The following is a 13353-nucleotide window of genomic DNA, read 5'->3' on the forward strand; positions in this document are numbered from 1 at the left end:
CACTGCCATCGCCGCGCGATTATTCTCACTTGAACCAATGCACCAGCGCGATGCTGATGCCGAGCAGCAGCATCAGCGACAGCGTCACGGCCGCCGTCACCCTGCCCCCGACATTGGCCAGCACGCGGACGTCGACACCCAAGCCCAGCGCCGCCATCGACACCACCGTGAGGAAGCTCGTGATCTTCGTCACCGGCCCGACCACGGTGCCCGGCACGATCTCCAGCGAGCGCAACGTCGCGAGCGCGAGGAAGCCGAGGATGAACCAGGGGACGAGGCGGAAGAAGCCGACATTGGTCTTCTTGGCGCCGCTCTGCCAGCGCGAGGCGGCGAGCGACAGGCCGACGACGACCGGCCCCAGCATCAGCACCCGCATCAGTTTCACGAGCGTACCGATCTGCGTCGAGACCAGCCCCGCCGGCACCGTCGCCGCCAGCACCTGCGGCACGGCATAGACGGTGAGGCCCGCGAGGATGCCGTATTGCGTGGCCGTGAGGTGCAGCAGCGGAATCAGCAGCGGCAGGCCCAGCACCATCATCACGCCGAGAATGGCGGTGAAGGAGATCGACGATGCGATCTCGTCGTTGTTGGCGCCGATGATCGGCGCCACAGCCGCGATCGCGGAATTGCCGCAGATCGAATTGCCGCAGGCGATCAGGATCGACAGCCGCGTCGACAGGCCGAGTACGCGGCCGATGCCGAAGGAGACGGAGAGCGCGATCACCACGACGGCCGCGATCGACAGGAGGAGCGCGACGCCGGAGGCCGCGATGGCGGCAAAGCTGATGGAGGCCCCGAGCAGCATGACCGCGACTTCGAGCAGCTGCTTGGCACTGAAGGCGATGCCCGCCTGCCAGCGCGGCGCGGGCTTCCAGAAGCTGCGCAGCGCCATGCCGAGCAGAATCGCCATCACCAGCGCCTCGACATAGGGATGCTCGAACACGCCCAGTTCGGCCCGCTCGAGCAGAGCCGAGATGCCGGCCACGGCAATGCAGAGAAGGATGCCGGGAATCAGCGCGACAATGCGGCTTACGGCAGTGGCCGGCTTGGCGTCGGCCGGGCTGGATGCTTGATTCTGCGACACAAATCTCTCCCAGAAGAGAAAGATTTATACGCAGCGACGCTCGATTGGGAAATAAGTTTTCGACATATCAGGGTCGAGGGAAGTTCTGTCCCCAGCCCGGAATAAACGGGATCAGAAGATCAAGCTCTTGGCGAGCGAAGCGACGCGGCTGAAGCCGTCATAGACACCGGGCTCGAAGAAGGCTGCACGCGCGAGCACGATGCCCGCCACCAGCGACCAGAACAGGCCCGTGCCGGCGCGCAGCAGGAGCTTCGACGCGCGCGACCGCGGCTGGGTGTCCGTTGCGGACACCAGCTGCTCGCCGAAGGGCTCAAATCCAGTGCGTTCCATGGCAGTCGATCCATCAATTTCTGACAGGAATGTCGTTGTTTCGGCCCAAAACAGCAATGGAAGCGATTGGCGTTTTTACCCCGGGGAGGGGAAACTCCTTCCGCAGGAAGGTCCCGCGGCAATGGTTTTCTTCTTCGGCCCTATTTGGGCACCGGGAGCTCCGGCTAAAGTGCCAGGTAGCGGCGGCGGATGGCGTCATTGGCCTTCAGCTCGTCGATACCGGCGGCATAGACGATCTGGCCCTTGTCGATGACCGTGGCATGGCTCGCAAGCCCCAGGCAGAAATGCATGTTCTGCTCGGCGATCAGCACGGTCGAACCGAGCTGGCGAAGCTGCCGCAGCAGCTCGCCGATCCGCTGCACGATGATGGGCGCGAGGCCCTCGCTCGGCTCGTCGAGCAGCAGCAGCGCCGGATTGCCCATCAGCGTGCGCGCGATCGCGAGCATCTGCTGCTCGCCGCCCGACAGGCGTCCGGCGATGCGTTGGCGCAGCGGCTCCAGCAGCGGGAAGACTTCATAGATGCGCTTGATCGGCCATTCGTCCTGGCCTTCCGGGCCCTTTTTACGACCGATGACGAGATTGTCCTCGACGGTGTGCTCCGGGAAGATCTGGCGGTCCTCCGGGACGAAGCCGAGACCGGCGCGCGCGATGTGGTGCGGCTTCTGGCCGGAGATCACCGCACCGCGCAGGCTGACCCTGCCCCGCCGCGGCGGCGCCAGGCCCATGATCGCTTTCATCGTCGTCGATTTGCCGGCGCCGTTGCGCCCGAGCAGCGCCATGGTTTCGCCCTTCCGCACGGAGAGAGCGACGCCGAACAGGATCTGACTGGTGCCATAATAGACGTCGAGATCGGCGACTTCGATGACTACGGCACTCATGCGGCGGCTCCCGCATGTTCAGTGCCGAGATAGGCCTCGATCACCGCGCTGTCGTTGCGGATCTCGTCGGGCGTGCCGATCGCGAGAATGCGGCCGTAACAGAGCACGACGATCTTCGGCGCGATCTTGAACACGATGTCCATGTCGTGCTCGATGAAGACGACGGTGATCTTTTGCGTCTCCCAGAGCTCGCGCACCTTGTCGATCATGCGCCAGCGTTCTTCCGGACCCATGCCCGCGGTCGGCTCGTCCAGCAGCAGCACTTTCGGTTCGAGCACCAGTGCCAGCGCGATGTCGAGGAGCTTTTGATCGCCATGCGAGAGCGTCGCGGCGGTGCGATTGCGTTTTCCCGCGAGCCCAAGCAGCTCCATCACGTGCTCGGCGCGGTCGCGCGTCTCGGGCAACGGAAAGCGCCTGTGCAGCACCGCGGAGGAGCGCTGGTCGGCGCTGACGGCGGCGAGCATGGTCTCCTGCACCGTCAGCGATTTGAAGATGCTGGCGACCTGGAAGGCGCGGCCGATGCCATGGCGCACGATCTCAGGCGGCGAACGGCCGGCCAGATCGACGCCGTCGAGCAGCACCTGGCCGGAATCCGGCTTCAGCGCGCCGGTTATCAGGTTGAAGAAGGTGCTCTTGCCCGCACCGTTCGGGCCGATCACGGCCGTCAGCGAGCCGTCGGGGAAGTCCAGCGTGACGTCGTTGGTCGCCTTCACGCCACCAAAGGATTTTGCGAGGTTGCGGATTTCGAGCATGGCTAGCGCCCCTCGCCCGCATCGCGCCGGTGCGCAAACCATTCGGCGACGAAATCCAGCAGACCCTTCCGCAAGCCGAGCGCAAAGAACAGGATGACCACGCCGAGCACGATGCCGTGGTATTCCGTGAAGCGCGTGACTGTGTCGTTGAGCAGCAGCAGCAATACCGTGCCGACCATCGGTCCGAGGAAGGTCGAGACGCCCCCGAGCATGTTGATGAAGATGCCCTCGCCCGAGATGGTCCAATAGGCGAACTCCGGATAGGCGCCGGAGACGAACAGCGCCATCACCATGCCGCCCATCGACGCGAACAGCGCCGCCAGCACGAACACGGTGAGCTTGGCGCGCCAAACGTCGATGCCGAGAAAGCTCGCGCGCGCGGCGTTGTCGCGGATCATGCGCAAGGTGTAGCCGAACGGCGATTGCGCGATCTGGCGCATCGCGAGCAGGCCGAGGATCAGCAGCGCACAGCTCGCGATGTAGAGATGGACGTGGTTGGACAGATCGATGCCGAGGAACCGCGGCCGCGCGATGCCACCGCGCAGGCCCTGGTCGCCGCCGGTAAAGGAGGCCCACGACAGGATCGTCGAGTGGATCAGCATCTGGAAGGCGAGCGTGACGAAGGCGAAATAGATCTCCTTCAGCCGCACGCAGATCGCACCGATGATCGCCGCAACCACTGCGGTGATTGCAAGCGTCGCGACGAAGGCGACCGGAATAGGCACGCCGAGCTTCTGCATGATCAGGCCGAAACTATAGGCGCCGAGCCCGAAGAACATGCCGTGCCCGAACGAGGTCAGGCCGGTGTAGCCGACCAGCAGATTGAGCGAGGTCGCGAACAGGCCGTAGGCGGAGCAGCGGATGACTAAATCGAGCAGCGCCTTGCTGCCCGTGAACAGTGGCAGGCTCGCCAGCACGGCGAAGGCGACCAGCGCGATCAGCACGTCGCGGTATCGCTGAAGTCCGGCGTCGCCGCGCACCGGCACCAGCGTCCGCGTGCGTCCGGCCTCCAGCTCGGTCATGCCGCCTCCTTGCCGAACAGGCCGGTGGGCTTGGAGACCAGCACGATCACCATGAAGAGATACATCAGGCCTTCCGTGAACAGGGGAAAGCCGAGCGAGCCGAACGAACGGATCAGGCCGAGCAGCAGCGCGCCGACCAGCGCGCCCACGATCGAGCCCATGCCGCCGATCACGGTGACGATGAAGGATTCGATCAGCACCGAAAATCCCATGCCAGGGGTCAGCGACCGCACCGGCGCGGCGAGCGCCCCCGCCAGCCCCGCCAGCATCCCGCCGAGCGCGAACACGCCGCCATAGATCAGGCCGGTGTTGATGCCGAGCGCGGAAACCATGCCGGGATTGTGCGCGGCGGCGCGTATCACCTTGCCGATGCGACTGCGCGACAATCCGATGCCGAGTACGATGGCCGCGACGAGCGCGACGCCGATCAGCAACAGGTAATAAGGCGGCACCACCCCGCCGGCGATGAACAGCGGCATCACCTGGAACGCCGCCGGCATGCCCATCGACTTGAATTCCGGTCCCCAGATCAGCCGCACCACATCGTCGAAGATGAGCACGAAGGCGTAGCAGACCAGAAGCTGCATCAAGACGTCGGCGCCGTAGACGCGGCTCATGAAGACGCGCTCAAAGATCAGGCCGAGAACGGCGGTGCCGGCCGCACCCGCGAACATCGCCAGCGCAAAGCTGCCGGTGAGCTGATATGCCGTCATCGCAAAATAGGCGCCGAACATGTAGAAGGCGCCGTGACTGAAATTGACGATCTTGAGCACACCGAAGATCAGCGTCAGCCCGACCGCGACCAGGAACAGCAGCATGCCGATGATGAGGCCGCTGGTGGTTTGCGTCACCAGGCAGGCGGAGCTGGAGAGGCAACCGGCAAGCGCGTCGAGATCCACGGGAGCACTTTCATTGCGTCGCGCCGGATCCGGCGCGGAGAGCCAAACGAAGCAGGCGGAGACGGTCGGCCGTCTCCGCCTTGTGCGTGATCAGGTGTAGCCCTTGCTCTTCTTCCACTCGGCTTCGAGTTCGAAGATGGTCTTCCAGTCGCCGGCCTTGACCTCGGGCACGTACGGCTCCTGCGGGATCGTGGTGCCCCAGCCGATGGCGTAGCCGACCAGCGTATGGTCGTCGCCGCGCATCGTCACGGTACCGTCGGCGCCGAACGGGCACTTGATGGTGAGGCCGGCCAGCACCTCCGCGATCTTCTTGCCGTCGGTGGAATTCGCCTTCTTGGCGGCCTCGGCCAGGAACATCACGGCGGTGGCGTTCTGCCACGACCAGTTGGTCGGATATTCGTTGTACTTGGCCTTGTAGGCATCGCCCCAGGCGGCGTTCTCCGGCGTGGCCGGGAAGGTCTTGATGTAGCGATTGCCGGAGTGGATGCCCTTCGGCAGGTTCTTCACCACGGTGAGCGCGGTGTAGTCGGCCATGTTGACCGCGAACACCTCCATCTGGCCGAACATCGCGTAGATGTTGGCCTGGTCGATGTAGGAGGTGAGATCACCGCCCCACAGGCAGGAGTACAGCGCCTGCGGCTTGGCCTGCAAAATCTTGGTCACCACCTCGGTGTAGTCGGGCTGGAAAAGTTTTGGCCAGGACTCGCTGATGAGCTCGACGTCGGGCGCGAAGCGCTTCAGGTACAGCGTGAACTCGCCGGTGGTGTCGCGGCCATAGGCATAATCCGGCGAGCAGGTCGCCCATTTCTTCAGGCCCTTGGTCTTGGCGATCGCGGCCGCATAGCTGCCGCCGACGATCGAATCGTGAATGCCCTGCCTCACGCAGCGGAACGCATTCGGAATGTGCTGCTTTGGATCGGCAGTCAGCGAGGACGCTTCCGAGCAGGTATGGACACAGAGCACGCCGAGATCGCGCGCCACCTCGTGCACCGCGAACGATCCGGACGACGCCTCGCCGTCGATCAGCCATTCGCAGCCGTCGGTGTTGACGAGTTCGCGCGCGACACGCGCGGCTTCCTGCGGCTGGCCCTTGGAGTCGCGGATCACCATCTCGATCTGCCGGCCGGCAAGACCGCCGGCCGCATTGACCTTGTCGACCTCGAGCATCACCGCATTGCGCGACGACGTGCCGAGCTGCGCGACGCGGCCCGACAGAATCGTCGGCATGCCGATCTTGATGGTCTTGGCTTGCGCACGCGCCACCCACGGCGCGGCGACGCTGATTGCACCGGCGCCCATCAGCGCCAGTGATGAACGGCGGCTGATGCCCGGTGTGCGGGTTCTCGTCAATTTCCCCTCCCTCTGTCGGGTCGGCGTTTCCTGATCCCAGTCGGAGATCGTCGCGTCTCCGTGGCTCCAACAATTCCAGAGGTAGGGGGTGACGTCAAGACAAACATGAATTATGAGTCACTATTCAGACGGGAGGAAACGAGGCCGGCAATCGGCCCGAAACCGCAGCATGATCAACCTTTCGAGCTTCATCGCCTTCCATGCCCGGCGCTCGCCGGATCGGCCCGCGCTGAAATATCGCGGCCAGGAGATCTCCTACGCCGTTTTCGATGCGCGCATCCGGCAGGCGGCCGGCTGGCTCGCCGTACAGGGTATCGGCGCCGGTGACGTCGTTGCCGTGCTGATGAAGAACAGCGCGGCGTTTCTGGAGCTCGTCTTCGCGACCAGCCATCTCGGCGCGGTGCTTCTGCCGATCAACTTCCGCCTCTCCCGCGACGAGGTCGGCTACATCGCCGGCAATGCCGGCGCGCGGCTGTTGATCGTCGATGAAGAACTCGCGCCGAATGCAGCGGGCGCGAAGATCGTCGTACTCGATGAGGCCGCGCAACAGAGCCTCACGCGCCTCGTGGGCGATGTTTTGGCAGCGCCAATGCATGTCCGCGCTCCATCCGACCTGATGCGGCTGATGTACACCTCGGGCACCACCGACCGCCCCAAGGGCGTGATGCTCACCTACGATAATTTCTACTGGAAGTCCGCCGATCAGACTATTGCGCTGGGCTTGAGCGCGCAGACGCGCCTTCTCGTCGTCGGCCCGCTCTATCATGTCGGTGCGCTCGATTTGCCCGGCATCGCCGTGCTCTGGCATGGCGGGTTCATCCACATCGAACGCAATTTCGAGCCGGAGACCGCGCTCGCAGCGATCGCCGAGGACAAGCTCAACGCCGCGTGGTTCGCGCCTGTAATGACCACCGCGATGCTCACCTGCCCCACCCGCGACCGCTACGACGTCTCCAGCCTGGAATGGGCGATCGGCGGCGGCGAGAAGACGCCGGAGATACGTATTCGCGCGTTTTCCGAGTATTTCCGCAACGCGCGCTACATCGACGCCTATGGCCTCACCGAGACCGTCGGCGGCGACACCTTCATGGAGCCCGGCCGCGAGATCGAGAAGATCGGCTCGACCGGACGCGCCATCGCTCATGTCGAGATCGAGATCCGAGACGAGAACGGCAAGACCCTGCCTCCGAACGTCAACGGCGAGATCTGCCTGCGCGGCCCAAAGATCACGCGCGGCTATTGGCAGGATCCGGAGAAGACAGCCTCCGCCTTCTTCGGCGACTGGTTCCGCAGCGGCGACGTCGGCTATCTCGACGAGGAGGGCTTCCTGTATCTCACCGACCGCAAGAAGGACATGATCATCTCCGGCGGCGAGAACATCGCATCCTCCGAGGTCGAGCGCGTCATCTACGAGCTATCAGAGGTGCGCGAGGTCGCGGTGATCGGCCTGCGTGATCCGCGCTGGGGCGAGCGGCCGGTGGCTATCGTCGTGCTGGCCGAGGGCGCGAGCCTCGAGCTCCCTGCCCTCACCGAGCACTGCCGGGCGCGGCTGGCGAGCTTCAAGGTGCCCAAAGAGCTCATCATTCGCGACGGCCTGCCGCGCAATCCCTCAGGAAAGATTCTCAAGCGCGTGCTGCGCGCCGAACTGGAGACCGTGGCATGACGCAAGGCCCCGCCACCGCAAAAATCACAAAACTCAACCGGGTCGAGCGCAACGCCTGGACCAAGCAGAAGATCTTCGAGGCCGCGACGAAGGTCGTCGGCAAGCACGGCTATGCCGAGGCCTCGGTCGCCCGTATCACCGAGCAGGCCGGCGTCGCCCAAGGCACCTTCTACAATCATTTCGAGAACCGCCAGGAATTGCTCGACCAGCTGCTGCCCAAGATCGGCCTCGACATGGTCGAGTTCATCCGCGCCCGCACCGGCACGGCGGATGCGGCACGGCAGGAGATCGCGCGCTTTTCCGCCTTCTTCGACTTCATCCGCGAGGTGCCGGAGTTCTTGCGCATCCTCAACGAAGCCGAGTTCTTTGCGCCGGTCGGATACCAGAAGCATCTCGACAACATCTCGGTCGCCTATGTCCGCATTTTGCGGCGCGCACGGCATTCGGGCGCCATCGCGGATTACAGCGACGAGGAATTCGAAGCCATCGTCCACATGCTGATGGGATCGCGCGGTTATCTCAGCCGCCGCTACTCCTATTCGGAAGGCGGCGTCACCGCCGTGCCCGAGCACGTCATCTCCGCCTACCGCAAGCTGATGACGCGCGGCCTCTTTCGTGCATCCGGAGATCAGGACACGCCATGAACATCGAATCTCCGCACAAGCCGCTCGACCTCGCCTCGACCATCGCCGAGGGCGACATCCGCTGCCTCCTGATGGTGCTGGTCCACATGACCGGCGACGACAAATGGCTCGCGCCGCCGTATTTACCCAGACGCGACATCCGCCTCATTCCCGATCCCGAGGCCGGGGTGCCGAAGGAGGTCCAGGACGAAATTCGCGCAGCGGTCGTCGAGCTCTTTGCCGATGGTACGCCGAAGCCAGTCATTGCCGACCCCGGCGAGGAGCTGCTGCTCAAGATGATGCGCGCCTGCCTCGGCGAGAACGTCGCGCCGGAATATGCGCCCCTGATGCGCGAGGAGATGGGTTTTGTGCCGCGCGAGCCGCGCTGGACCAAGCGTCCCTCCGACGAGAAGCTTGCCGACCAGCATGTCCTGATCGTCGGTGCCGGCGTCTGCGCCATCGCGCTTGGCGTCGCGCTCGGCCATCTCGGCATCCCCTACACCATCGTCGAGAAGAACGACGAACTCGGCGGCACCTGGTGGATCAACCGCTATCCCGGCTGTGGCGTCGACACGCCGAACCACTCCTATTCCTACTCTTTCGGCTCGGGCAATGCATGGACCCGCTATTTCTGCCAGCGCGAGGAACTGCTCGGCTACCTGCAGAAGGTCGCGGAGGAATACGGCATCCGCAAGCATCTGCGCGTCAACACCGAGCTGACATCATCGCGCTGGGACGAAGGCAGGCGGCGCTGGATCTCGACGCTCAAGACAAACAGTGGCGAGGAGACCTTCGAATCCACCGCGCTGGTCTCCGCGATCGGCCAGCTCAACGATCCCTCCCGCGCTCGCTTCAAGGGCGAGGACGAGTTCGAGGGAACGATCCTGCATTCGGCGCTGTGGTCCGACGATATCAACATTGACGGAAAGCACGTCGCCGTGATCGGCACCGGCGCGACGTCGATGCAGCTGGTGCCGGCGATTGCAGGCCGTGTCGCCTCGGTCACGGTCTATCAGCGCAGCGCGCAATGGGCGCGGCCGGTGAAGGGCTATGCCGATCCGATCAGCGACGGCGCGCGCTGGCTGCTCGCGCACCTGCCGTTCTATGTGCAGTGGTATCGCTTCAACATGTTCTGGCGCTACGGCGACGGGCTGTTGCCCTTCTTGCGCAAGGACCCGGCCTGGCCGCATCCCGAGCGCGCCGTCAACAAGGGCAATGACCGGCATCGTCAGGAGCTGACCGATTTCATCCTGTTGGAGCTGAAAGACCGGCCCGATCTGATCGAAAAATGCGTCCCGACCTACCCGCCCTACGGCAAGCGCATCCTGCTCGACAACAACTGGTTCAAGACGTTGACGCGGCAGAATGTCGAGCTCGTCACCGACACCATCGATCATATTGACCGCGATGGCATCGTCACGGCCGACGGCAAGCACCGCCCCGCCGACATCATCGTGGTGGCGACCGGCTTCAAGGTCACGGAGATGGCGGCGCGTCTCAACATCAGCGGCCGTGACGGCAAGGATTTGCGCGACGCCTGGGCCAACGACAATCCAACCGCGTTCCTCGGCCTCACCGTGCCGGGCTTTCCAAATTTCTTCTGCATGCTGGGCCCCAACTCCGGGCCCGCCCATGGCGGCAGCGTCATCTTCCAGTCGGAATGCCAGAGCCGCTACATCTCCGCCTGCCTTGCCGACATGATCGAGCACGACGTCGCCGCCATCGACGTCCGCAGGGAGGTGCTCGACGACTACGTCCAGAAGGTCGATGCCGAGCACGAGGCCATGATCTGGACTCACCCCGGCATGAGCACCTACTATCGCAACAGCAGCGGCCGCGTGTTTTCGGCGATGCCCTGGCGGTTCGTGGATTACTGGCGCATGACGCATGATCCGGATCTGAGGCAGTACAGGCTGACGAAGGCGTAAGGAATCCGCCTATGCCCAAACCCCGCGTGCGCATCTACACCGACTACAAGAGCCCCTACGCATTCGTGGCGAACAAGCGCCTGTTCGAGTTCGAGGAGACGCACGGCGTCGAGATCGAATGGCTGCCCTACACGCTACGCATCGCCGAATTCATGGGGACGGTGGAGGAGCGCAAGCCGCATTTCTGGCGCAAGGTGCGCTACGCCTATATGGACGCGCGGCGCTATGCCAATGCGCAGGGGCTTGTCATGAAGGGCCCGAGGCGGATCTACGATGCCTTCTATTCCAGCGTCGGCATGCTGTTCGCGCAAGCCCACGGCTTCTTCCGCCCCTACCACGACACGGTGTTCCGAAAGTTCTGGAGCCATGAGCTGGAGATCGACGATCTCACCGCGATCACGGATGTCATCACGTCGTGCGGCGGCTCGGCGAGCGAGTTCGAGGCCTATGTCAGCGGCCCCGCCCGCGCCGAGCATGACCGCATCATCGACGAGGCCGAAGCGCTCGGCGTGTTCGGCGTGCCGACCATGGTCTTCAACGGCGAGCTGTTCTGGGGCGGCGACCGCATCGACATGCTGATCGAGCGCATCGAGAGACCCGAGACGATCGAAGCCGCACTCGGCAGCCGCCACCGCAAGCCGACATAGTCCTACGCCGCCAGCCCGCTCTCCACGGGCGCGAACTCAAGCCCGAGGCTTTCGGCCACGGCCTTGTTTGTGATCCGGCCGCGATGGACATTGAGGCCGTTGCGCAGATGCGGATTTTCCAGCACCGCGGCAAAGCCCTTGTTCGCGAGCATCAGGCCAAACGGCAGCGTCGCATTGTTCAGCGCCTGGCTGGATGTCACCGGCACCGCGCCGGGCATGTTGGCGACGCAATAATGCACGACGCCGTCGACCTCATAGGTTGGATCGACATGCGTGGTCGCATGGGACGTCTCGAAGCAGCCGCCCTGGTCGATCGCGACGTCGACCAGCACGGCGCCCGGCCGCATCGATTTCAGCATCGCGCGCGTGACGAGCTTTGGCGCGCTGGCGCCCGGCACCAGCACCGCGCCGATCACGACGTCGGCGGCGAACACCTCCTCTTCGACCGATTCGATCGTCGAGAACCGGGTGCGCACGCGCCCGGCAAAGAGATCGTCCAGTTCACGCAAGCGCGGTATGGAGCGGTCGATGACGGTGACTTCGGCGCCGAGCCCTGCAGCCATGCGCGCGGCCTGTGTTCCCACCACGCCGCCGCCGAGCACGACGACCCGCGCCGGCTGAACGCCGGGGACACCGCCCAGCAGCAGCCCGCGTCCGCCAGCCGAACGCCTGAGCGCGGCGCCGGCGGCCTCGATGGCGAGGCGGCCGGCGACTTCGCTCATCGGCGCGAGCAGGGGGAGGCGACCGGCCGCGTCGGTGACGGTTTCATAGGCGATCGCCGTACAGCCGGAGGCAAGCAAGCCCTTGGCCTGTTCGGGATCCGGCGCGAGATGCAGATAAGTAAACAGGATCTGGCCTTCGCGAAGTTGGGCCCACTCAACCTTCTGCGGCTCCTTCACCTTCACGATCAGGTCGGACTTCGCGAAGATATCGTGGGCGCTGTCGGCGATGGAGGCCCCTGCCCGCCGATAGACCTCGTCGGAGGCGCCGATGCCGCTGCCGGCGCCGGTCTCGACCGTCACCTGGTGTCCTGCCGCGCTATATTCGCGGACCGCGCCCGGGGTAAGCCCGACGCGATATTCCTGCACCTTGATTTCCTTGGGCACACCGACGCGCATTCTGGGCTCCTTTTGATTCACTCCGATCATCGTAACGACGTGCCCGGTTTGGTTTCGTGCAAATATCCGCTAGCTTTGCCCTCCCCGCGCCGGTTTCAGGCGCGGAAGTGCCCTTTCACGCTGGAAACCAAACCTTGGCCCTGGACCGGAAAGATCTCGCCATCCTTGCGGAACTCACCACCAATGCGCGGGCCAGCCACACCGAGCTCGCCACCAAGGTCGGCCTGTCGAGCACGGCGCTGGCGCGGCGGCAGAAAACCCTGGAGGACGACGGCTACATCCAGGCCTACCAGGCCGCGCTCGACCTCGCGCAATTCGGCCTCACCACGACGGTGCTGGTCCGGATCGCGCTGGAAAGCCAGAGCGACGAGGCGCTGAAGGCGTTCGAGGCGGAGGTGGTGAAATGCCCCTCCGTCGTGCGCTGCTTCCTGATGTCGGGCAACGACGACTACATCCTGATCGTGCTTGCCCGCGACATCCAGGATTTCGAACGCATCCACCGCACCGAGCTGTCGCGCCTGCCGCGGGTGGCGCGGGTGCAATCGAGCTTCGCGCTACGCGACGTCGTCAACCGCGCGGTGCCGACCGTGGTGTTCGGCGAGGCAAAGCGACAAGGCTGATGGCTTCCGTCGGCACACCCGGCTCGTGACTGGAGAGTTACACGCGCCAGGGAATACGCGAGTTCCCATCACACGCAAGCACCGAGATCAACCGAACGGTTGAAGACACCCCGCGCCTCGCGACCCACACCCGCGTCCTCGGTACGGGTGCCCCCGCCCAGAAGACCACGGCCATCATCTCTGACGTCGATCTCTACGACATTCCCGGCGGGGTCGGGAAAGTGATCGGCGTCCTCCGCAAGGGGCAGAAGTTTCCGCTTGTGGGATGCCGGACGGACGATTGGTGTCAGTTCTCGAACGGCTGGGTGTGGGGTTCCTTCATCATGCGCACTCACGTGCCCTGACCCGCGAACCGCCATTGGCTCATCAACACCGGCCTTTTGGCTCCGTCATAGAACTGTCATCGAATACGCAGAGACCTGTCGGTCCCTGCACATTC

The 13353-nt window shown here is 64.5% G+C and carries 13 protein-coding genes; 5 read left to right on the forward strand and 8 right to left on the reverse strand.

The genetic code is table 11. The features are described 5' to 3' along the window. Nucleotides 1-25 precede the first annotated feature (25 nt). From NR187_RS09135 to NR187_RS09165, 7 genes are all read right to left on the reverse strand, one after another. A complete protein-coding gene (locus tag NR187_RS09135; RefSeq protein WP_211383014.1) occupies nucleotides 26-1084 on the reverse strand; it encodes a putative sulfate exporter family transporter in 1059 nt (352 codons plus the stop codon). Between the two features lie 111 nt (nucleotides 1085-1195). After that, on the reverse strand, nucleotides 1196-1414 hold the full coding sequence (locus NR187_RS09140; protein WP_211383013.1) for a hypothetical protein: 219 nt from the start codon (nucleotides 1412-1414) through the stop codon (nucleotides 1196-1198). 164 nt (nucleotides 1415-1578) lie between these two features. Next, nucleotides 1579-2292, reverse strand: coding sequence for an ABC transporter ATP-binding protein (locus NR187_RS09145; RefSeq protein ID WP_211383012.1), 714 nt, complete (start codon nucleotides 2290-2292; stop codon nucleotides 1579-1581). After that, the gene (locus tag NR187_RS09150; protein ID WP_211383011.1) at nucleotides 2289-3044 is read right to left on the reverse strand and encodes an ABC transporter ATP-binding protein; all 756 of its coding nucleotides are present in this window, start codon (nucleotides 3042-3044) and stop codon (nucleotides 2289-2291) included. The genes NR187_RS09145 and NR187_RS09150 overlap by 4 nt, the downstream gene beginning before the upstream one ends. 2 nt (nucleotides 3045-3046) lie before the next feature. Further along, entirely contained in the window at nucleotides 3047-4066 is a 1020-nt protein-coding gene (locus NR187_RS09155) for a branched-chain amino acid ABC transporter permease (RefSeq protein WP_211383010.1), read from the reverse strand. Continuing rightward, nucleotides 4063-4965, reverse strand: coding sequence for a branched-chain amino acid ABC transporter permease (locus NR187_RS09160; protein WP_211383009.1), 903 nt, complete (start codon nucleotides 4963-4965; stop codon nucleotides 4063-4065). The genes NR187_RS09155 and NR187_RS09160 overlap by 4 nt, the downstream gene beginning before the upstream one ends. A 90-nt stretch (nucleotides 4966-5055) precedes the next feature. After that, the gene (locus NR187_RS09165; protein WP_211383008.1) at nucleotides 5056-6315 is read right to left on the reverse strand and encodes an ABC transporter substrate-binding protein; all 1260 of its coding nucleotides are present in this window, start codon (nucleotides 6313-6315) and stop codon (nucleotides 5056-5058) included. Between the two features lie 169 nt (nucleotides 6316-6484). Here NR187_RS09165 and NR187_RS09170 point away from each other — a divergent pair, with 169 nt between their 5' ends. The 4 genes from NR187_RS09170 to NR187_RS09185 are packed head-to-tail and all read left to right on the forward strand — an operon-like array spanning nucleotide 6485 to nucleotide 11176. Next, complete coding sequence (locus NR187_RS09170) at nucleotides 6485-7978, forward strand: AMP-binding protein (protein WP_256806308.1); 1494 nt, start codon at nucleotides 6485-6487, stop codon at nucleotides 7976-7978. Beyond that, entirely contained in the window at nucleotides 7975-8622 is a 648-nt protein-coding gene (locus tag NR187_RS09175; protein ID WP_211383006.1) for a TetR/AcrR family transcriptional regulator, read from the forward strand. Before NR187_RS09170 ends, NR187_RS09175 begins: the two co-directional genes overlap by 4 nt. Next, nucleotides 8619-10529, forward strand: coding sequence for an NAD(P)/FAD-dependent oxidoreductase (locus NR187_RS09180; protein WP_256806309.1), 1911 nt, complete (start codon nucleotides 8619-8621; stop codon nucleotides 10527-10529). The genes NR187_RS09175 and NR187_RS09180 overlap by 4 nt, the downstream gene beginning before the upstream one ends. 11 nt (nucleotides 10530-10540) lie before the next feature. Continuing rightward, nucleotides 10541-11176, forward strand: coding sequence for a 2-hydroxychromene-2-carboxylate isomerase (locus tag NR187_RS09185; protein WP_256806310.1), 636 nt, complete (start codon nucleotides 10541-10543; stop codon nucleotides 11174-11176). A 2-nt stretch (nucleotides 11177-11178) separates the two neighbouring features. Here NR187_RS09185 and ald read toward each other — a convergent pair whose 3' ends face one another. After that, a complete protein-coding gene (gene ald / locus NR187_RS09190; RefSeq protein WP_211383003.1) occupies nucleotides 11179-12294 on the reverse strand; it encodes an alanine dehydrogenase in 1116 nt (371 codons plus the stop codon). A 134-nt stretch (nucleotides 12295-12428) separates the two neighbouring features. On the opposite strand from ald, the gene NR187_RS09195 reads away from it, so the two are divergent. After that, the gene (locus NR187_RS09195) at nucleotides 12429-12914 is read left to right on the forward strand and encodes an Lrp/AsnC family transcriptional regulator (protein WP_211383002.1); all 486 of its coding nucleotides are present in this window, start codon (nucleotides 12429-12431) and stop codon (nucleotides 12912-12914) included. Nucleotides 12915-13353 lie beyond the last annotated feature (439 nt).

Origin of the sequence: Bradyrhizobium sp. Bra64 (genome assembly GCF_024519875.1) — a bacterium.
GTDB lineage: Bacteria > Pseudomonadota > Alphaproteobacteria > Rhizobiales > Xanthobacteraceae > Bradyrhizobium > Bradyrhizobium japonicum_G.

Coding starts and splice junctions, on each gene's coding strand:
- NR187_RS09140 (WP_211383013.1), bottom strand. CDS start 1,414: ATGGAACGCACTGGATTTGAGCCCTTCGGCGAGCAGCTGGTGTCCGCA.
- NR187_RS09145 (WP_211383012.1), bottom strand. CDS start 2,292: ATGAGTGCCGTAGTCATCGAAGTCGCCGATCTCGACGTCTATTATGGC.
- NR187_RS09150 (WP_211383011.1), bottom strand. CDS start 3,044: ATGCTCGAAATCCGCAACCTCGCAAAATCCTTTGGTGGCGTGAAGGCG.
- NR187_RS09155 (WP_211383010.1), bottom strand. CDS start 4,066: ATGACCGAGCTGGAGGCCGGACGCACGCGGACGCTGGTGCCGGTGCGC.
- NR187_RS09170 (WP_256806308.1), top strand. CDS start 6,485: ATGATCAACCTTTCGAGCTTCATCGCCTTCCATGCCCGGCGCTCGCCG.
- NR187_RS09175 (WP_211383006.1), top strand. CDS start 7,975: ATGACGCAAGGCCCCGCCACCGCAAAAATCACAAAACTCAACCGGGTC.
- NR187_RS09180 (WP_256806309.1), top strand. CDS start 8,619: ATGAACATCGAATCTCCGCACAAGCCGCTCGACCTCGCCTCGACCATC.
- NR187_RS09185 (WP_256806310.1), top strand. CDS start 10,541: ATGCCCAAACCCCGCGTGCGCATCTACACCGACTACAAGAGCCCCTAC.
- ald (WP_211383003.1), bottom strand. CDS start 12,294: ATGCGCGTCGGTGTGCCCAAGGAAATCAAGGTGCAGGAATATCGCGTC.